Source organism: Acidovorax sp. FG42 (assembly GCF_057809195.1).
The window spans coordinates 65587-84024 of sequence record NZ_JBMDJM010000015.1 but is presented as its reverse complement, the minus strand read 5'-3'; the positions used below and the strand labels follow the sequence as shown (position 1 = coordinate 84024).

Here is an 18438-nt window from a genome sequence, read left to right as displayed (position 1 = left end):
GCAAGCGGGCTACAGCGCATCCAGCCGCGTGCGCAAGCTGGCCGCATGCTCGCGCAGTGCATCCAGTTGCGGGCCCTGCATTTTTTGCAACTGGCGGTACACCATGCCGAGGCGAAAGTTGTTGCCCAGCGTGCCTTCGTTGCGCGCAAAAAAGTCCCAGTACAGCGCGTTGTAAGGGCAGGCTCGCTCACCCACTTTTTGCTTCTTGTCGTAGTGACAGCCGCTGCAGTAGTCGCTCATGCGCTCGATGTAGGCGGCGCTGCTGACATAGGGTTTGGTAGCGAGTAGACCTCCGTCGGCAAACTGGCTCATGCCCACGGTGTTGGGCACCTCCACCCATTCAAAGGCGTCGATGTACACGCCCAGGTACCAGCGGTGCACGGCAGCGGGGTCGAGCCCCGCCAACAGCGCAAAGTTGCCGATGACCATGAGGCGCTGGATGTGGTGAGCGTATGCATGCTCCAGCGACTGACCCACGGCGTACTGCATGCAGCGCATGCGGGTCTGCCCCGTCCAGAACCACTCTGGCAGCGGCGTGTGGTGGCCCAGGGCGTTGCGCACGTCGTAGCCGGGCATGTGGGCCCAGTAGATACCGCGCACGTATTCGCGCCAACCCAATATCTGGCGGATGAAGCCCTCCACCGCAGGCAGGGGCGCAGCGCCTGCGTGGTACGCGGCCTGGGCGCGTTGCACCACCTCGTACGGGCGCAGCATTTTGGTGTTGAGCGCGAAGGACAGCAGCGAATGGAACAGCCGCGCGCTCTTGGTACTCATGGCGTCTTCATACGCGCCAAAGTCGGGCAGCGTGGTGGTGATGAAGTGGTCAAGCCAAGCCAATGCCTCGGCCCGGTTCAGCGGCCAGCGCAGCGCGTGGGCCTGCGGGTTGCCAAAGCTTTGCACGCCTGCGGCCTGGATGGTGACCCACAGGGCGCTGTGGTCGTGCTTGGGGCGGGCGTCGGGCGGCAACGTGGGCGTGCCGGGCCAGGGCTTGCGGTTGTCATGGTCATAGTTCCATTGGCCGCCTTCGGGCTCTCCGGCTTCATCGATCAGCACGCTGTGGCGCTGGCGCATGCGGCGGTAGAAGTGCTCCATGAGCCACTGCTTGCGGCCCTTGAACACCTCGGCCATTTCGGTGCGGGAGGTGTAGAAGTGCTCGCTGCTGACGGCATGCACCGTAAAGGCTTGCTGTTCACCCCAGGTGCGCAGTTGCTCGTCCAGCCGCCATTCGTCGGGGTGCTGGTATTGCAGCGTGTGCGCACCGTAGTGGGCTATGAGGGCGGCCAGGTTGTCGGGGATGGACTGGCGGTTGCTGGCATCGTCAATCGCCACGTAGCGCACGCGGTGACCGGCTTCGCGAAGGTGGCGCGCCAGGTCGCGCATGGCGGCAAAGATGGCGAGGATTTTTTGCGCGTGGTGCAGCACGTAGTCGGTCTCTTGCCGCACTTCCATGAGCACGTAGACCACACCGTCGTCCTGCGTGGCAAACCATGAATGCTCGGGGTTGAGCTGGTCGCCCAGCAGCAGGCGCAGGGTGTGAGCACGCTGAGGGGTGGAGGGTTGCTGCGTGGTCATGCTGTGCCCCATAGGCGGCGGTAGCTGCCGTCGGCATCGTGGTCTTGCGCCTGCTTGATGGGGTTGAAGCGGCGGCCCCCGCGCGGGTCGGTGCCGCGCCCGGCGATGTAGAGCCAGTTGGCCTGGTTGCTGTACACGTCGTAGTCCACCAGTTGCGATTCAAACCACGCGGCGCCCGCGCGCCAGTCACCCCGCAGGTCGTAGATGAGGTAGCTGGCCACCACCTGGCGCAGGCGGTTGCTGAGGTAGCCGGTGGCGGCCAGCTCGCGCATGGCGGCATCGACCAGGGGCTGGCCGGTATCGCCCCGGCACCAGCGATCAAAGCCGCGTGGGTTGTGTGGGGCGGGCGGCAGCTCTGACAAGCCGCGCGCCCGGTACAGCGCCGCGCCGTATTGCAGGTGCAGCAGCCGAAAGTAGTCGCGCCACAGCAACTCAAACCACAGCCAGTAGGTGCCATCGTTCGCGCCGTGGTCACGCTCAAAGGCTTTCAGATCGGCATCAATCTGGCGCGGAGACAGCGCGCCGGTAGCCAACCAGGGCGAGAACTTGCTGGAGTAGTCCAGCCCCGTGAGCCCATTGCGTGTGGCCTTGTAGCTGTGGGGCAGCTTGCGGGCCAGGTACTGCGCCAGGTGGGCCAGCGCGGCGGCCTCGCTGCCATCGCAGCCAGGCGTGCCGTAGGGGAAGGACGAGCGGGCATCGCTGCCCTGCGGCGGCGCGGGTAGCTGGATGCTGGCAGCGCCCTGCTCTGCCCCCACGGCCTGCAGCACGGGTGCGGGCATATCGGGCGGGGGCAACAGTTGGGTGGGCGCGGGCAGTGGCGTAGCGGGGGTGATGCATGCGCGCTCCACCTTTTGGCGAAAGCTGGTGAACACGCCGGGCAACTGGTCTACAGGCCAAGGCATCCGCGACGGGGGCAGTAGGCTGCTCTGCCACACGGTGCGCACCTGCAGGCCAGCGGCGCGCAGTGCAGCCACCTCGGCCTGTTCGTAGGGGGCGGCAATGTCTTCGCACACCACGGTGGTGGCACCCACGGCCTGGGCCAGTTGCGGCAAGGCGGTGGCGGGTGGGGCTTGGCAGATGAGCAGTGGGTTGCCCAGTGCGCTCATCTGCCCTTGCAGCCCACGCAATGCGGCGGCGGTGAAGGCCCGGCGGTGTGCGCCCACACGGGCAAAGCCCCAAGGTGTGGACTCATCCGGTGCGGGCAAACACACCACGGGCAGCAGGTGCGTGGCACCGCTGGTGAGGGCTGCACGCAGCGCGGGTTGGTCGTGCAGGCGCAAGTCGCTGCGGAACCAGAACAGCACGGTGCTCATGCGGCGCCCTCCCCTGCGGACTTGTCGCTGCGCTTGCGTTCGCTGCGGCAGCGGTCAGAGCAGTACTTCACCTCGTCCCACACCTTTTCCCACTTCTTGCGCCAGGTAAAGGGCAGGCCGCAGTGTTGGCAGGTCTTTTGCGGAAGGTCGGATTTTTTGCGCATGCGCATGGTTCAAAAGTCCAGGGTTTGCTGCTGGGGGTGCTGGACGGCGTTGCGTGCGCGGGCCTGGGCACGCGCCTGCGGGCTGCCGCCATCGCGAAACTGGCGGGAGCCGTGTTTTTCCACAATCGCGGTCTGGGCGGCGCGCACGGAGGGCTGGGCGCGCAGGCCGTGCACGCGGGCCTTGGCAGTGCGGGTGGCGGTGTCCAGTTCCACCAGCGGCAGGGCTATGTCGTGGCCCACGCGCACGCCGCAGCGGGCCTGCACATCGTGCGGCATGCGCCAGGGCCCCAGCAGCCAGGCATCGGGCACGCGGCGCAACGCGGGCAGCCACTGGCGCACAAAGTGGCCGTACGGGTCATGGTCTTGCGCCTGCTTGATGGGGTTGTAGACGCGGGTGGTGTTGATGCCGGTGGTGCCCGCCTGCATTTGCATCTGGCTCCAGTGAATGCCCGGCTCGTAGTCCAGAAACTGGCGGGCCAGCCACTCCCCCACCGGCCGCCAGTGCAGCCACAGCGGGTACGAGGCCACCGACACCAACATGGCCCGCATGCGAAAGTTGATCCACCCCGTCTCGCGCAACATGGCCACGCAGGCATCCACCATGGGCCAGCCGGTGCGCCCTGCGACCAGGGCCTCGAAGTGAGCGGGGTTCCATTCCGCTTCGCGCAGGCCGTTGTAGCCCCGGTGCAGGTTGTGGTGCTCCAGCGCGGGTTCCGATTCAAGCTTCTGGATGAAATGGCAATGCCAGTGCAGGCGGCTCATGAAGGCCGTCAAGCCTTTGCGCTGCCACGCAGCTCCAAAGTCGGTGCTGGCCTTGAGTTGCTGCTGGCGCCGCTGGGTGGCCTGCACCACCTCGCGCATGCCCAGGCAACCCAAGGCCAGGTAGGGCGACAGGCGCGAGCAGGCGCTGGGCGCAGTCAGCGGCGACGAAATGCCGCCCCGGTAGCCCTGGCTGCGCTCCGCCAAAAAGTCTTGCAGCACGCGCAGGCCTTCTTTGCGCCCCCCGCGCTGGCGCTGGGGTGGGTCGTGCTCAGCCAAGCCCAGCGCGGCCCCGCTGGGCCAGGGCTGTGCGGGCCACGGCAGCGTGCGGCTTTGCAGTGCACCTGCTGCGGGGGCGGGCACCACGGGCGTATGCATGAAGGCTTGCCAGTGCTGGTGCCACTCGTCGCGCGAGCGCAGGCGGCGCACCACGCCGTGCTGGGGCCATTCGCGCCAGGCCACGCCCTGCGCGCGGCACCAACGTCCCACGGCCTGGTCGCGGGCGTAGGTGTGGGCGTTGCCCGTTTCCTCATGGGCCACCAGGGTGTGGAAGGGAGCCAGCGCGTGCAGGCGGGCCAGCATGTCCACCACCTCGCCCACGGCCACCTGCAGCGTGGCGCCGCGCCGCTGCAGGGCCTGGGCCAGGTCGTGCAAGCTTTCTTGCACAAAGTGGTAATGCTGCAGGGCCGCATCGGGCTGCGCCCACAGGCTGGGCTCAATCACATACAGACACAGCACCGGGCCCTGGGTGGCGGCATGGTGCAGCGGCGCGTGGTCATGCACGCGCAAGTCGCGTTTGAACCAGACGACGGTGTAGCTCATGCCCTGCTTTGCCCTGCGCCGCTCTGGCCCCGTCAGCCCGCGATCAGCCCGCCACGGCGCGGGCCAGCGACTGGCCGCTGAGCCATGCGCCCTCGACCTTGCCGCCGCTGATCCAGTCGCCGCACATGCCCAGCTGCGCGTCAGCATCCCACCAGTAGCCCAGCGTGAGGGCAGGCTCGGTGTCGGCATAGCGCCAGCGGTGGGCCGTGGCTTGCACCTGCGTAGGTGCGGGGCCGCCCAGTGCCCGGAAGGCGGCGAGCAAGGTGGCGGTCACGCTATCGGCAGCGTCTTCAATATGGGCATCGCTCCACTCGGGGCTGGCGTGCAACAACCATGTCTCCGTGCCCGCGGGGGCTGTGCGGCCGGGCTTGCTGCTGTCGCGCGCCACCCAGCGCAGCGGGCCGGTGTTGATGAAGGCACCGTCCCACGCCAAGGCCACGGGTTCGTGGCAACGCATCATCACCGCCCAGCTACCGCGCATGCGTGCGCTGGTGGCCACGGCGGCGCCTGTGGCAGCCACAGGTTGCAGCAAGGGCACGGCTTGCGGGGCGGGCACGGCCAGCAGCACGGCGCTGTAGCGCTGCGCGTGCAGGCCGTGTTCGGCCGAGGTGATGGCCCAGCCATCGGCATGACGCTCCAGCTTTTGCGCCGTGGTTTGCCATTGCGCCAGCGCCCGGTCGCCCGCCTGCTGCAGGCCCTGCACCAGCCACCCGGCAGGCGAAGTCATGCGCGGGGTGCCCACAAAGCGCTCCAGTGCGGTGGCGGGCGTGGTCCACGCTGTGCCGTCAAAGCTGGCCATGCGTGCGTCCCACAGAGCGGCGACACCAGCCTGCTGCCAGCGGGCGACTTCAGCGCGGAACTGCGGATCGCGTGCGGTGAAGTACTGCGCGCCGTGGTCGCACTGCCAAGGACCTGCCTCGTCTTCAGCGCGGCGCGTGCTCATGCGGCCCGAGGGGCCCCGGCTCTTGTCGAACACATGCACGGCGTGCCCTGCCTGCAGCAGGGCCTGTGCGCAAGACAGGCCCGCCAGGCCTGCACCGATGACAGCGATAGGGAGTGTTTTGTTGGATGCGCTCATGGCTGCGGATCGGTGCGGTCGTGGGTCACCCAGATGAGGGCCTGCGTATCAATGCCCAGTGCCTGGGCGCGGGCGATGAGCTGCTCGCGAACGGCAGGGGCCAACTGCTTGGTGCGCGACAGAATCCAGCAGTAACTGCGGTCTGGCCCCACCACCAGCGCCCATTGGTAGTCGGCATCGAGCGCGGCCACGTGGTAGCCGCCGTAGAACGGGCCAAAGAACGAGACCTTGAGCGACGCCGTGTTGGTATCGCCGGTGAACTTGGCCTTGCCTTCGGCCTGCCGCCAGTCGTTCTTGCCAACGTCAAAACCCCGGTTCAACACACGCACGCTGCCGTCGCTCTGGCGCTGGTACGTAGCGCTCACGTCGGTCATGCCACGTTCAAAAGAGTGGTCGAGCCGGGCCACCTCGTACCAGCGGCCCTCGTACCGCGCCAGGTCAAATGGCGTGACGGGGGTGATGCCGGAGGGCGGAGTGCTGGAGGAGCAACCGACCAACGCGAGCACCAGAGCTGTGGACAGCAGCAGCACAGAACGGCGCACCCAAGGGAATAGCAAGGACATAAATTACCAATCAGTCACAAAACAAACCGAATGGTAAACCACTCCACCCACGTCGGGGTGCGGGGCCGTGAGTTGCCTTGCCAAGGCGCCCGTTCCACGCCCCGTAAACTCGCACCATGACCCTTCAAATCACCGTGTACTCCAAGTCCGCCTGCCCGCAGTGCGAGTCGGCCAAGATGCTCCTCAAATCCCGCTCGCTGCCTTACGAAGAAATCAAGATCGATGACGAGGCCGAGCGCCTGGCGTTTTATGCCAAGTGCGGCCCCTCGGTGCGGCAGATGCCGCAGATTTTCATCAACGATCAGCGTGTGGGCGGGCTGGCTGGCCTGCAAGCTGCGCTGGCACAACTGGGCCTCTGAAGGCCCGGGCCAGCCCCCGGCAGCAGCTGCAGCGTGGCGGCTGCGGTGCTGGCATTGGCTGTGGGCCAGCTCCCCTCATGTGCCTTATGCCTTTGAACAGGTTCTTCAGCGGCGTGGAGACAGCCCAACAACTCCGAGACCGTCCTACATTCCGCCGGGCCGGCCCATGCTGCAATAGCGCTTGGGCCACGGAGGCGGGCGATAGCCGCCGCGTGATCGATCTTCACCCCACACACCAAGGATGCACCCATGGAAACCGGTATTCACACCATGTCCGACCTGTTTGACCAACTGGGACTGCCGTCCGACGAGGCGTCGATGACCACGTTCATCGCAACGCACCGCACGACGGCTGTCAATTTCACGCTGCCGGACGTGGCGGTGTGGTCGCCCGCCCAGGCCAAGTTCTTGCGCGAGGCGATTGCGGCGGATGCCGACTGGGCCATCCCTGCCGAGCAGCTGAGCCAGGCCTTGGGCTGCGGGCCCGGTGTGCCACGCTGACGGCCTCGGCGCGGGCGGGTATGCGAACGGGCGAACGGGCAAACGTGTTATTGCCCACGTTGCGCACTGGCCAGAAACCCGTCCACCAGCGCGTAGTGCTCGGGCACATTGAGCGCCGGGGCATGGCCGCAGCCGGCCACCTCCACCACCTGCGCCTGGCCACGTGATCCCGGGCCCCGGGTCAACATTTCGGCCGTGACGTCTGGCAACACCAGATCGGACTCGGCCCCGCGCAGGCACAACACGGGAATGTCGAGCGCGTCGTAGTGGTCCCAGATCAGGTAGTCGTTGGTGTGGTGGGTGAACTGCTGCACCATGGCGGGGTCGTAATGCGGCGTGACACGGCCGTCTGGCAGGCGGCGGGTGCTGCTCTCGGTGAGCAGGCGCCACTGCTCATCGCTGAGCCAGCCGTACGGCTTGTATACCTGCCGAAAGAACGCCTCCAGCTCCTTCACCGTGTCGAATGCAGGCGGATGGCCTGCATAGGCCTTGATGCGCTCCAGCGCGGCATCGGCCAGGCGCGGGGCGTTGTCGTTCAGCAGCAGGCTCTGGATGCAGCCCTTGAGCTGCGGCTCGAACAAACCCGACGCACACACCGTACCGATGGCCCCGCCCATCGATGTGCCCACCCAGTGCGCTTTCTCAATCCCCAGCTGGTCAAAGAGGTCGGCCGCAATGCGCGCGTAGAACGACAGGCGGTACTCGTCTTGCGGGGCGCGCGCCCACTGGCTCAGGCCCCGTCCCAATGTGTCGGGACAGATCACGCGGTAGCGCGATGCCAGGTGGGCGGCCAGCGGGTCCATGTCGCGGCCGGTGCGCGCCAGCCCGTGCCACGCGATCACCACCGGGGCATCCGGCGCGCCCCACTCCATGTAATGGATTTCATAGCCAGCGCAGGTGGTGTAGCGCGATAACGGAGTCATGGTGGTCAACCTTGTGAGTCGGTGGATAGATGCAGGCTGCGGACAAAACAACCTGTGGACGGGTAGCGGCTCACAAAACTCAGCGAAGCGGTCCTGGCTAGGCGTTGCGTCGCAGACAGTACGGAAAGTACGGCAAGACGCAACAACGACGCCAGGAGAGTTTTTTGAGCCGCGCTCATTTCATGAGGCGGCCGTTGCTGCCGATGACGGTAACCTCGACATAGCGCGAGCCGATGCGGTTGGTGGGCGAATAGCCCAGCGTGATGCCGCCGAGGTCATAGCTTTGCAATGACTCCAGCGCCTTCACCACCTTGGCGCGGGTGGGCGCAGGCCCGGCGCGGCGCAGGGCCTCGACCAGCACCTTGGCGCCCAAAAACTGCTCGAAGCTGGTGTAGTTGACCTCGGCCTCAGGCGCGTACTTCTTCAGCAACGTCTGGTACTCGCGCACCACGGGCAGTTGCGGGCGGTAGGGGTACGGCACCACCTGGCTGATGCCCAGGCCGTGCGCGTTCTTGAGGCCCGCGAGCTTGACCAGCTCCGTCGGGTCCACCACCGAGATGTTGTACAGCTGCGCGCCGCCGCCCTGCTCGCGGTAGCGCTGGATGAAGGCCGCCGCAGGCTTGTTCACCGCAATCATGATGACCGCGTGCACATCGGCGGCCTTGATGGCCTTGACGGCGTCGTCCACCTTGTCGGTATTGCGCTCGTAGCCCGCAGACACCACGAGCTTGAGGCCACGCTTGGCCAGCGCAGTCTCCACCCCCGCCAGGCCTGCCTTGCCAAAGCCGTCGTCCTGGTACATCACGGCCACACGATTCATGCCCAGCGTGGTGAGCTGCTGCACCATGTGCTCGGTTTCGTCGGCATAACCGGCACGCACATGAAAGATCCACCGGTTGAACGGGTTGCGCAGCGACTCGCCCCCCGTGTACGGCGCCACCAGTGCGGCGCCGCCCTGCTCCAGCACGCCATCGGCCAGCAGCTGGGTGATGTTGGCCGTGCCCGCAAAGCCGTACAGGGCCACCACTTCGGGCTTGGCCAGCAGCTCGCGGGTGCGGGTCACCGTGTCTGCGACCTTGTAACCATCGTCGGCCACCGCCTGGCGAATGCTGGCGCCGTGCACGCCGCCTTGTGCATTGACCCAGTCAAAGTAAATCTTGCCGCCCAGCACCATCTGCGCGCCGGTGCTGGCCAGCACGCCCGACAGCGGGGCCACCTGCCCCACCACCACCTCGGCGGCCCGCGCGGGGGCCAGCGCCCCCACGACCAGTGCCAACGCCATCGGTCCACCCCACCGCAGGGTGGCCGACACGCGGCCTACCCAACTCTTCACAGTGTTCATTGCTTCCGTCCTTGTGATGACTGCGCCTGGAATGGCCCGGGGCATGCACCTGCAGTGCACGGGCCCCGGGCTTCCACAGAGGTCGTTCAGCGTCCTGGTCAGTCAGGGATGGAGATGGCGCCCGCCGTGATGGCAATGGCGTTGGCGGCAGCGGGCGTGGTGGCCAGCGGCGGCACGTTAGCTGCGGTGATGGCCGGTGCGCTGCCCGGTGTGCCGCCACGTGGCACCGTGCGCACCACCTGGCTGGCGGGCAATGCCTTGCCGTTGGCGAGGTGGTCGTACACGGCGTCGAGTGCGTGGTTCAAGTACACGTGCAGGGGCACATAGCGGCTGTCATAACCCGGCAGCACGGTGGGCAGGCCGATGAAGCTGTCGAAGTGCTGGGCGTTGGCTACTTCCACATAGCTGAGCTTGCTGGCGGCGCCTTCGACCTTCTTGTTCAGTGCGGCGTAGGGGCGCGAGGTGTGGCTGACGGGCAGCAACGCATCCGCACGGCCATGCACGATGACGGCAGGCTTGCCACGCAGGTTGCCGTTGCGGCGGGTTTCGTCTACACCGGCCTGCAGCTTCTTGGCGGCGGCATCGTTGCCGGTGACAAGGTTGCGCAGGCACAGCGCACCGCTCAGGTTCCAGTCGGCCACACCCGCGTCCGACACCGACAGGAAGTCGCGTGCCGGGCCCAGCTTGCCCAGGTTGTTGACCAGATTGATACCGCCCGATGGGGGCACGCCATTGCCCGTGGCAAACATGCCAGCGAGCGCTGCGGGTGCCAGTGTTGTCACCGCGCCTGTAGCCGCCGTGGCCGCGTAGCTGAAGCCGCACAGGTGGTCCTTGACGCTGGCGCGCGACAGGCTGTTGGCGAAGGTGACGGCGACCGCCGGAGCGACTTCAAACGCAGCCAGCGACGCATGCAGGTCGTTGGACTCCGGCTCCCAGCCGTAGGCGCGCAGCTTTTGCAAAGCCTCTTCGGCCTGGGTGGCCGTGGTGGAGGCCGTGAGCAGGCCTGCCGCCTTGAGCGACGCACAGCGATTGGGCGCAATCGGCAGGGCCGCACTGCCGAAGCCCGCTGCAAAAGCGGCTGCGTAGGGGCTGGTGCTGACCGAGGGCGCGAGCGATGCGCAGGCCTGGTACAGATTGGCGTAGGTCGTGAAGTCCACCAGCGTCTTGCCGGTGACGGCCACCTCAGCACTGCCACGGCGCACGGTGACACCGGGGTTGGCAGGCATCTCGATGGCAGGCTCGGACACGGCCACGCCGCTGATGAGGCCCTGCGTGTCCAGCTCGGCCGCAGCAATCGCTGAACCGCCACCGTTGGAGATGCTGGATGCGATGACGATGGTGTTGGCCGGGGTCAGCGTCTTGAGACGCTGGCCCGCTGCATCGGTGGCGCCATAACGTTGGTTGAGCACGTAGTAGCCAAACTCCACCGCCTGCAAGGTGGTGGTGCCCCAATCCTTTTCAGAGTTCTGGCCCGAGTGGGCGTGCTTGAAGGCAAAGCGATTGGGCGTAGCGGTGTTGAAGGCGGCCAGCTCGGTGGCCGTGAGGCCCGCGTTGAAGGCTGCCGCCTTGCCCGCTGCGACGGCCGTGGTGCGGGTACCGTCCATCAGCGGCACGGTGTCGTTCTGCAGGTCGTGCGGAGCACCGCCCGTGCCCTTGTCAGAGTACGCCACGGCGCAGCCCTTCTTCAGGCCCCACTCGCCGGTGGAGATGCCGCCGTATACACCGCGCGAGCCCGATGCCGTCGCGGTGATCATGCAAGGCTTCTTGGGGTCGAAGCTGGCAGGCACCTGCACCATGAGGGTGACGTTCTTGCGGCCTGTGCCGTCGTCGGCAAACGCGATGTACTCAGTGCCTGCCACCTTGCCTTCGCTGGTGGTGACCTTGCCCTGTGCATCCACATTGGGGCCGTAGAGCGTGCCGTAGCCACCGGCCGCCGTCATGTCGAGCATGGCGCGGTAGTTGGTGTGGATGGCCGTGCGGCGCAGCTCGGCCGCAGTGGGCTTGAGCGGGTCGGCATAAGCCGGTGGCACGGCCGCCGCCAGCCCCGTGGCGCCCAGGCCAGCCGTCAGCAGGTCGTTGCTGGTGCCGTCGTACGTGATCTCGCTGATGGCGCCCAGGTAGGCGGGCTTGGTGTTGAGTGCGGCGCTGTCGCCATCACTGCCGCCGCAGGCAGCCAACACCGCAGCGGCGAGCACTGCGGGAACGAACGGACGAGAAAAGGGACGAAAACGCGGGTTCTTCATGCTGATCTTCATGTGCTTGTCTCCTGGAGTTTTTTCTTTGCGTCTTTGTTGCACAGCTCACCCACACACCCAGGCCACGCCAGTCACCCGGCGCGGCCGGGCCACTCACCCCACCTTGCGCGCAGCTGCCGCGCGCAGGCGCCCCACCACACCGGTGGGGAAGTAGTAAACAGACAGAACGAACAGCACGCCCAGCCACAACAGCCAGCGGTCAGGCGACAGCAGCGCAGACAGCCAGGGCAGGCCTGAGGCGGCCTCGCTGCCCAGGCGCAGCAGATCCTGCAGGTAGCTTTGCGCCACCAGGAAGAGCACGGCGCCAATGGCCGAGCCATAGATGGTGCCCATGCCGCCGATCACCACGATGAGCAGGCAGTCCATCATGATTTCAAAGCTCAGGGACGTATCCGGCCCGTTGTAGCGCAGCCAGAGCGCCAGCATGGCACCCGCCATGGTGGCAAACAGCGCCGACAGCACGCTGGACGTGGTGCGGTACACCACCACGCGGTAGCCAATGGCCTCGGCGCGGAACTCGTTCTCGCGGATGGCCTGCAGCACGCGGCCGAAGGGCGAGTTGACGATGCGCAGCAGCGCCAGCACCAGCGCCACAGCCGTGACGAAGAGCAGGTAGTAGCAGATCAGCCGCCCGTCGATGCTCACCCCCAGGAAGGGGTCGTCAAACGGCTCGAAACTGGGCGACAGGAACTCGGGCACCTTGAAGGTCAGGCCGTCTTCGCCGCCAGTGATGTCCGACAGCTGTGAGGCCAGCGTCTGGAACGCGGCGGCCACGGCCAGCGTGATCATGGCAAAGAAGATGGCCCGCACGCGCAGCGAGAACAGCCCCACCGCCAGCGACAGCAGCAGCGAGAGCACCAGCGCGCCTGCCAGCCCCACCAGCAACGCCGACCACGTGGGCCCCATACGGGTGGTGGCCACGGCAATGCCGTAGGCCCCGATGCCAAAGAACATGGTGTGCGCAAAGCTCACGATGCCGGTGTAACCCAAGAGCAGATCGAAGCTGGCGACCAGCACCACAAAGATCAGCACCTTGGCTGCCACGGACAGCGCCTTGACACCCGGAAAGAGGAACGGCGCGAACGCCAGGCCCAGAAAGATGGCCACCAGAATCACCGCCAGCACCTTGCTGCGCGGATAGTCGCCAGAGAGAAGTCGGTTCAGCATGTCAGTCGGCTCCTCATCAGCGGTTGGCCACGGGATAGACGCCCTGCGGACGCCACAAGAGAATGGCCACCATCAACGCGATGTTGGAGAACAGCGCCACCTTGGGCACCAGGAAGCCGGTGTAGTTGGCCATCAGCCCCACCAGCAGCGCGCCGATGAGCGCGCCGCCCGTGCTGCCCAGGCCGCCGATGATGATCACGATGAAGATCAGCACGTTGACCTGCGCGCCCATCTGGGGGACCACGTTCTGCTGGTACAGACCCCACATCACGCCGCCCAGGCCCGCCAAAGCCGAGCCCACCACGAACACGCCCACAAACAGGCGGCGGATGCGGTAGCCCAGGCTTTCGACCATCTCGCGGTCCTGCACACCCGCGCGGATCAGCAGGCCGACCTTGGTGCGCGACAGCGTCCAGGCCAGCACACCAAACACCAGCAGGCCCACGGCCACCGCCACCAGGCGGTACTTTTCGATGGCCGCATCGCCCACCAGCAGCGAGCCGCGCATGCCCTCGGGCAGCGGCAGCGGGATCTGCGCAGGCCCCCAGATGACCTTGATGAGTTCTTCACCAATGATCATGCCGCCCATGGTGATGAGAATCTGCTTCAGGTGCTGGCCGTACACGGGGCGCACGATGAAACGCTCGAATGCCAGGCCCACGGCGCCTGCTACGGCCATGGCCACCACCATGGCGGGCAGCACGGCCATCAGGTTGCGCCACAGCTCGGCGCTCTGGGTGTAGTCGCCCATGGCACCCAGCACGCTGGTGGCCACAAAGGCGCCCAGTGCAATGAACACGCCATGGCCGAAGTTCAGCACGTCCATCAGCCCGAACACCAGCGTGAGGCCCGAGGCGATGATGAAGATGATCATGCCCATGGCCAGCCCCGCCACCGTGAGCGTGAGCCAGGTACTGGGCGAGCCGATGAAGGGCAGCACCAGCAGCGCCAGCGCCGGCACCAGCGCCAGGGGCTTCCAGTCGAAATCGCGGGTGATGTTCATGCCCGACCTCCAGCAGCCACTGCCGCACCACGCACATCAGCTACATATTTAATAGCTTCCACGGCAATAGATACCTGCGCTACCGCCCGAAAACACCTGAAATTGCTCATACAAGTCATAGCGCCAACCCCAGCAGCGAGCGCTGCAGTTCTTCGTCTTGCGCCAGCGCGGCCATGCTGCCCGCATGCACCACCTGGCCGTTGTCCATCACGGCCACGGTGTCACCCAGCCGCTTGGCAAAGTTGATGTTCTGCTCGACGAGCAGGATGGTCACGCCGCTCTTCTTGAGCTGGTCGAACGCATCGATCATGTTGTTGATGATGGCGGGCGCGAGGCCCTTACTGGGCTCATCGACGATGAGCAGATCGCGCGGCTCGACGATGGCGCGGCTCACGGCCACCATCTGCTTCTGGCCGCCGCTGAGCTTGCCGGCGGGGTGGTTCCAGAACTTCTCCACGGCGGGGAAGAGCTTGAAGATCCACTGCAGCCGCGCCTCGTCCATCTGCGCGGCGTTGCGCGCACTGCGCGCGGCCAGCAGCATGTTTTCCTTCACCGTGAGGTCGGCAAAGATGCCCATGTTCTCGGGCACATAGGCGATGTTCATGCCCGCGATGGCGGGGGTGTTCATCGCCGTGATGTCTTTGCCGCCAAAGTGGATGGAGCCCTTCGACGCATGCCACAGGCCCATGATGGTGCGCAGCGTGGTCGTCTTGCCCGCGCCGTTGCGGCCCAGCAGCATGGTGAGCTGGCCCTTGGGCACGGCCAGATCCACACCGTGCAGGATGTGGTACGCACCGATGTGGGTGTGCACACCCTTGAGTTCGAGCAGGTTGGTCGTTGGCGTCGTGCTCATGCGGCCTCCTTCTCTGCGTCCTTGGAGACGCCCAGGTAAGCCTCTTGCACCACGGGCGATGCAATCACCTCGGCCGGTGGGCCGTCGGCCACCAACGTGCCGTTGGTCAGCACGATGATGCGGTCGGCCAGCTCGCGCACCACGTCCATCTTGTGCTCCACCAGCAGGATGATCTTGGTCTTGTCCTTCTTCAGCTCGCGGATCAGGTTCAGGATCACGGGCGCCTCGTCATGGCTCATGCCAGCCGTGGGCTCGTCGAACATGTAGACCTGCGGCTCCAGCGCCATGAGCAGTGCCACTTCGAGCTTGCGCTGGTCGCCATGCGGCAGGCTGGCCACGGGCGTGTCGGCCCGGTCGGTCATGGCCACGGCCTGCAGGATCACCCGGGCGCGCTGGGTCAGCGCGTTGTGGTCGCTCCAGATGCTCCACAGGTTCATGCCCCGGCGGTGCTTGCCCTCTTGTGTGGCCTGCACGGCCAGGCGCACGTTCTCCAGCACGCTGAGGTTAGGGAACAGGTTGGTGAGCTGGAACGCCCGGCCCAGGCCCGCGTGCGTACGTGCCGAGACGGACTGGCCCGTGAGGTCCTGCCCGCCCAGCATCACGCTGCCGCTGGTGGCCTTGAGTTGCCCCGAAATCAGGTTGAAGTAGGTGGTCTTGCCCGCGCCGTTGGGGCCCACGATGGCGGTCAGCGTGCCAGGCTCGAAAGAGCAGGTCACGCCGTTGACCGCCACATGGCCGCCGAAGCGGATGGTCAAGTCCTTGGTAGCCAAGGTGCTCATGGGTGGGGGTTCACTTTCACGGTCTGAGTCAATCGATGGAATGGGTGGGGCGCCCTGCCCTGCGGCAGCGCGCCCCGGCACTTTAGGGGCAGGTGCCGATCACGTAGTAGTTGGTGCTGGTCTGCTTCAGCGTGTTGGTCACAAATACGTTCCACAAACCCATGTTCTGGTTGGAGCCCAGCGCATAGGTGTAGCCCCCGGCGGCATAGGCCCGCCCGGCCAGGGTGTGTGCATAGTTGCTGGCCGTGGTGCAGGTGGCCGTGCCGCCGCCCGATGCGGCCAGCGTGGTGCCCGATGCAGCGGCCGATGTGGCGCCTTCGGCCCCGTTGGCGTCGGCGGCGCGCACCGTCCAGCTGTAGGTGGTGGAGGCAGCCAGGCCGGTGTCGGTGTAGCTGGTGGCAGTCACGGGCAGCGCGTTGACCTTGTTGGCGTTGCGGTACACGTTGTAGCTGGCCGCGCCCGTGACGGCGGCCCAGCCGATGGCCATGCTGCTGGCCGTGGCGCCCGAGGTGCTCACGCCCGTGGGGGCTGGCAGGGCTACAGGGTCGGGGGGCGTGGTGCCACCCGTGCCGCTGGAAACGCGGTCCACCATGGCCTTGATGGCCGCCATTTGCGGGCCGGACTTCTTGGAGTAGTTGGCGCTGTCATAGCCCCACCAGTCCCAGCAGCTGTTGGTGGCTGCTGTGCTGGTCTGCGGGTACAGCATCACGATGTTGTTGGTGTCGGCCCAGCGGTTGTAGCCGGTGTTGCGCACGTACTGCTGCTGCACGTCGCTGATGTTCTGCTTGCAGCCATGCAGCACCACGTGCAGCTTGCAGGTGGCCGTGCCGCCCGCCTGGCAGGCCTGGGGCACATAGGCCCAGCCCGTGGTGGCCATGCCGTGGTTGGTGATGAATTCGCTCTGGTTGAACTCGATGTAATTGCCGGTGGGCAGGGTGGCGTTGTTGCGGGCGTTCAGCGTGCCGTACAGGTGCTGCAGCATGGCGCCGGCCAGGTCGAAGTTGCAGTCGCTGATGTAGGGCGCGCCCTTGGTGGAGCAGGCGTTGCCGTAGTCGTCCGTCACCATCGCGTGTTCTGCCGCAATGTCCTTCTTGTAGACCACGTTGGCGGCGGGCACGAAGCTGTTGTAGTAGGTGCGCAGCGCGTCCATCACCCCGGTTTTGACCACGCTGTCGAGCGTTCCCGAGAACAGGTAGACCTTGGAGTTTTGCAGGTTGGCCACGGGGTCGATGACTCCCTGACTGGCCCAGGTGTTGGTGGTGCTGACCAGCGTGCTGGTGGGGATGCCTGCAGGGCTGGCCATGCAGCGCCCCGTGGCGTTGACGATAGACCCTTCGGCGCAATAGAACGGGCCGCCGGCCACCACGCCCGCACCCTTGGCAAACGTGGCCGAGTACGCCACGTGCAGTTGCACGGCCATGAAGCCGCCCGAGGACAGGCCCGATACCGTCGTCTGTGTCTTGTCGATCTTGAGTGCTGGCAGGTTGACGGCAGCGTGAACACTGCCCACGCCACAGAGTGCCATCGCAGCCCCTGCCGCAGCCGCCCGGATGAAATTGAAAGCCATGTTGTCTTGTCTCCAAATAATTTTTGAGAAAAACCGACCCAGCCCCCGTGTACACCCAGGGGTTCATGCATCAATTCACTGGAAAAAAAGGGGCGGCCGCCCCCGCGAGGATGAATCCCCGCTGGGCTGAACAATCGCCAGCCAGCGGGGCCACGCAAACCGTTTATCGCTTGTTGCGAATCGGAACTTGCATCTCTTCAGGCTTGATCTCGCGCACCAGCTCGGGCACGCCCCAGGCAAAGGCCGGGTCCACCTTGATCTTGAAGTGGTACATGCTCTGCATGGCCTGGTGGTCTTCCTTGCGGAAGGTCATCTTGCCCTTGGGGGTCTCGAAGCTCATGCCCTCCATGGTCTTGATGAGCTTGTTGGTGTTGGTGTCGCCGTTCGTGGCCTTGAGGGCCGTGACCAGTGCCATGGCAGAGCTGAAGCCACCGGCCGTGAAGAAGTCTGGCGGGGTCTTGAACTCCTTGTAGTGCGCGGCCACCATGGCTTCGTTCACGGGGTTCTTGGGGATGCCAAAGTAGTAGTACGTGGCGCCTTCCATGCCGGGGAAGTTCTTGTACGCAGCCATGGCGGGCAGGATGTTGCCGCCGGTGGCGATCTCGATGCCATAGCGCTTCAAGTCCATGTCAGCGATCTTGAACGGGTTGCCGGCACCGGCCCAGATGATGAAGATGACCTTGCGTCCGGGCACGTCCTTGAGCTTGTCGATCAGGCGCTGGGCACCGGCGGTGAAGTCGGTGGTGGTGGTGGGCAGGTATTCCTCGTGCACCAGCTTGGCGTTCTTCAGTGCGTCCTTGAAGGCCTTCACACCGTCGCGGCCAAAAGCGTAGTCCTGCGCCAGCGTGGCTACCGTGACGCCGGCCTTGTCGATGGCCACGGCGTTGGAGATGGCGTCCTGGCTGCTGTTGCGGCCAGTGCGGAAGATGTACTTGTTCCACTTGTCGCCGGTGATGGCGTCGGCCACGGCGGGCTCCACCAGCAGGATCTTCTTGTATTCCTCGGCCACGGGCAACAGGGCCAGGGCCACGCCGCTGGAGGTGGGGCCGACGGCGATGTCGGCCTTGTCGTCCGAGTAGGCGGAGGCCAGCAGGCTCTTGCCCAGGTCGGGCTTGCCCTGGTCGTCCTTCTCGATCACGACGAGCTTCTTGCCATTGACGGTCATGCTGCCGCCGGTGGCGTAGTTCAGGCCCATCATCAGGCCGGTCTGGGTCTGCTTGCCGTAGGCTTCCAGCGGGCCCGTCTTGCTGTAGATGTGGGCAATGCGGATTTCACCGGTCTGCGCGAACGCGGGGGCAGAAAGTGTGGCGGCGGTAACGGCTGCGGAAGCGAGGGCGACCAGAGTGCGACGTTGCATGGCGATGTCTCCTGTTGTGATGCTTCTTTATTGCACAGTCTGTGCCAGCATCCAAGTGCTT

17 protein-coding genes are annotated in these 18438 nt (G+C 66.0%); 2 read left to right on the top strand and 15 right to left on the bottom strand.

All coding sequences use genetic code 11. The features are described from left to right. Positions 1-9 precede the first annotated feature (9 nt). Genes ACODSM_RS16100 through ACODSM_RS16075 form a run of 6 tightly spaced genes read right to left on the bottom strand, consistent with a single transcriptional unit; the run spans position 10 to position 6271 of the window. Positions 10-1572: a cryptochrome/photolyase family protein gene (locus ACODSM_RS16100; protein ID WP_488806034.1), complete on the bottom strand. Its 1563-nt coding sequence runs from the start codon at positions 1570-1572 to the stop codon at positions 10-12. Beyond that, a complete protein-coding gene (locus ACODSM_RS16095; RefSeq protein WP_488806032.1) occupies positions 1569-2885 on the bottom strand; it encodes a DASH family cryptochrome in 1317 nt (438 codons plus the stop codon). The genes ACODSM_RS16100 and ACODSM_RS16095 overlap by 4 nt, the downstream gene beginning before the upstream one ends. Next, complete coding sequence (locus tag ACODSM_RS16090) at positions 2882-3055, bottom strand: DUF2256 domain-containing protein (protein WP_488806030.1); 174 nt, start codon at positions 3053-3055, stop codon at positions 2882-2884. Before ACODSM_RS16090 ends, ACODSM_RS16095 begins: the two co-directional genes overlap by 4 nt. Positions 3056-3058: 3 nt before the next feature. Continuing rightward, complete coding sequence (locus tag ACODSM_RS16085) at positions 3059-4630, bottom strand: FAD-binding domain-containing protein (protein ID WP_488806028.1); 1572 nt, start codon at positions 4628-4630, stop codon at positions 3059-3061. A gap of 43 nt (positions 4631-4673) precedes the next feature. Then, positions 4674-5708 (bottom strand): NAD(P)/FAD-dependent oxidoreductase, encoded by a 1035-nt coding sequence (locus ACODSM_RS16080; RefSeq protein ID WP_488806026.1) that lies wholly within the window; start codon positions 5706-5708, stop codon positions 4674-4676. Next, complete coding sequence (locus tag ACODSM_RS16075; RefSeq protein WP_488806024.1) at positions 5705-6271, bottom strand: lipocalin family protein; 567 nt, start codon at positions 6269-6271, stop codon at positions 5705-5707. The genes ACODSM_RS16080 and ACODSM_RS16075 overlap by 4 nt, the downstream gene beginning before the upstream one ends. A 116-nt stretch (positions 6272-6387) precedes the next feature. Here ACODSM_RS16075 and ACODSM_RS16070 point away from each other — a divergent pair, with 116 nt between their 5' ends. Together ACODSM_RS16070 and ACODSM_RS16065 are read left to right on the top strand one after the other, a co-directional pair. After that, entirely contained in the window at positions 6388-6630 is a 243-nt protein-coding gene (locus ACODSM_RS16070) for a glutaredoxin family protein (protein WP_295940833.1), read from the top strand. Between the two features lie 249 nt (positions 6631-6879). After that, positions 6880-7131: a DUF2789 family protein gene (locus tag ACODSM_RS16065; RefSeq protein WP_015014942.1), complete on the top strand. Its 252-nt coding sequence runs from the start codon at positions 6880-6882 to the stop codon at positions 7129-7131. A gap of 47 nt (positions 7132-7178) precedes the next feature. Here ACODSM_RS16065 and ACODSM_RS16060 read toward each other — a convergent pair whose 3' ends face one another. The 9 genes from ACODSM_RS16060 to ACODSM_RS16020 all read right to left on the bottom strand — a co-directional run bounded on the left by ACODSM_RS16060 (position 7179) and on the right by ACODSM_RS16020 (position 18377). After that, positions 7179-8054, bottom strand: a complete 876-nt coding sequence (locus ACODSM_RS16060) for an alpha/beta fold hydrolase (protein ID WP_488806021.1) — start codon at positions 8052-8054, stop codon at positions 7179-7181. Positions 8055-8229: 175 nt separating this feature from the next. Then, on the bottom strand, positions 8230-9396 hold the full coding sequence (locus ACODSM_RS16055; RefSeq protein WP_488806019.1) for an ABC transporter substrate-binding protein: 1167 nt from the start codon (positions 9394-9396) through the stop codon (positions 8230-8232). Positions 9397-9494: 98 nt separating this feature from the next. Next, positions 9495-11651, bottom strand: coding sequence for a D-(-)-3-hydroxybutyrate oligomer hydrolase (locus tag ACODSM_RS16050; RefSeq protein ID WP_488806017.1), 2157 nt, complete (start codon positions 11649-11651; stop codon positions 9495-9497). A 93-nt stretch (positions 11652-11744) separates the two neighbouring features. Next, complete coding sequence (locus ACODSM_RS16045; protein WP_060986968.1) at positions 11745-12818, bottom strand: branched-chain amino acid ABC transporter permease; 1074 nt, start codon at positions 12816-12818, stop codon at positions 11745-11747. 16 nt (positions 12819-12834) lie between these two features. Continuing rightward, positions 12835-13821 (bottom strand): branched-chain amino acid ABC transporter permease, encoded by a 987-nt coding sequence (locus ACODSM_RS16040; protein WP_488806015.1) that lies wholly within the window; start codon positions 13819-13821, stop codon positions 12835-12837. Positions 13822-13936: 115 nt separating this feature from the next. Continuing rightward, the gene (locus ACODSM_RS16035) at positions 13937-14674 is read right to left on the bottom strand and encodes an ABC transporter ATP-binding protein (protein WP_060986967.1); all 738 of its coding nucleotides are present in this window, start codon (positions 14672-14674) and stop codon (positions 13937-13939) included. Further along, positions 14671-15453 carry an ABC transporter ATP-binding protein gene (locus tag ACODSM_RS16030; RefSeq protein ID WP_015014949.1) on the bottom strand — a complete coding sequence of 261 codons (783 nt, stop codon included), beginning with the start codon at positions 15451-15453 and terminating at the stop codon, positions 14671-14673. The genes ACODSM_RS16035 and ACODSM_RS16030 overlap by 4 nt, the downstream gene beginning before the upstream one ends. Positions 15454-15535: 82 nt before the next feature. Further along, positions 15536-17020, bottom strand: coding sequence for an extracellular catalytic domain type 2 short-chain-length polyhydroxyalkanoate depolymerase (locus tag ACODSM_RS16025; RefSeq protein WP_488806012.1), 1485 nt, complete (start codon positions 17018-17020; stop codon positions 15536-15538). A 163-nt stretch (positions 17021-17183) separates the two neighbouring features. After that, positions 17184-18377, bottom strand: coding sequence for a substrate-binding domain-containing protein (locus ACODSM_RS16020; RefSeq protein ID WP_116747498.1), 1194 nt, complete (start codon positions 18375-18377; stop codon positions 17184-17186). Between the last annotated feature and the right edge of the window lie 61 nt (positions 18378-18438).

What these genes read in the sequence shown, in the direction of transcription:
- ACODSM_RS16100 (WP_488806034.1), bottom strand. Translation starts at nt 1,572, where the DNA reads ATGACCACGCAGCAACCCTCCACCCCTCAGCGTGCTCACACCCTGCGC.
- ACODSM_RS16095 (WP_488806032.1), bottom strand. Translation starts at nt 2,885, where the DNA reads ATGAGCACCGTGCTGTTCTGGTTCCGCAGCGACTTGCGCCTGCACGAC.
- ACODSM_RS16090 (WP_488806030.1), bottom strand. Translation starts at nt 3,055, where the DNA reads ATGCGCATGCGCAAAAAATCCGACCTTCCGCAAAAGACCTGCCAACAC.
- ACODSM_RS16085 (WP_488806028.1), bottom strand. Translation starts at nt 4,630, where the DNA reads ATGAGCTACACCGTCGTCTGGTTCAAACGCGACTTGCGCGTGCATGAC.
- ACODSM_RS16080 (WP_488806026.1), bottom strand. Translation starts at nt 5,708, where the DNA reads ATGAGCGCATCCAACAAAACACTCCCTATCGCTGTCATCGGTGCAGGC.
- ACODSM_RS16075 (WP_488806024.1), bottom strand. Translation starts at nt 6,271, where the DNA reads ATGTCCTTGCTATTCCCTTGGGTGCGCCGTTCTGTGCTGCTGCTGTCC.
- ACODSM_RS16070 (WP_295940833.1), top strand. Translation starts at nt 6,388, where the DNA reads ATGACCCTTCAAATCACCGTGTACTCCAAGTCCGCCTGCCCGCAGTGC.
- ACODSM_RS16065 (WP_015014942.1), top strand. Translation starts at nt 6,880, where the DNA reads ATGGAAACCGGTATTCACACCATGTCCGACCTGTTTGACCAACTGGGA.
- ACODSM_RS16060 (WP_488806021.1), bottom strand. Translation starts at nt 8,054, where the DNA reads ATGACTCCGTTATCGCGCTACACCACCTGCGCTGGCTATGAAATCCAT.
- ACODSM_RS16055 (WP_488806019.1), bottom strand. Translation starts at nt 9,396, where the DNA reads ATGAACACTGTGAAGAGTTGGGTAGGCCGCGTGTCGGCCACCCTGCGG.
- ACODSM_RS16050 (WP_488806017.1), bottom strand. Translation starts at nt 11,651, where the DNA reads ATGAAGATCAGCATGAAGAACCCGCGTTTTCGTCCCTTTTCTCGTCCG.
- ACODSM_RS16045 (WP_060986968.1), bottom strand. Translation starts at nt 12,818, where the DNA reads ATGCTGAACCGACTTCTCTCTGGCGACTATCCGCGCAGCAAGGTGCTG.
- ACODSM_RS16040 (WP_488806015.1), bottom strand. Translation starts at nt 13,821, where the DNA reads ATGAACATCACCCGCGATTTCGACTGGAAGCCCCTGGCGCTGGTGCCG.
- ACODSM_RS16035 (WP_060986967.1), bottom strand. Translation starts at nt 14,674, where the DNA reads ATGAGCACGACGCCAACGACCAACCTGCTCGAACTCAAGGGTGTGCAC.
- ACODSM_RS16030 (WP_015014949.1), bottom strand. Translation starts at nt 15,453, where the DNA reads ATGAGCACCTTGGCTACCAAGGACTTGACCATCCGCTTCGGCGGCCAT.
- ACODSM_RS16025 (WP_488806012.1), bottom strand. Translation starts at nt 17,020, where the DNA reads ATGGCTTTCAATTTCATCCGGGCGGCTGCGGCAGGGGCTGCGATGGCA.
- ACODSM_RS16020 (WP_116747498.1), bottom strand. Translation starts at nt 18,377, where the DNA reads ATGCAACGTCGCACTCTGGTCGCCCTCGCTTCCGCAGCCGTTACCGCC.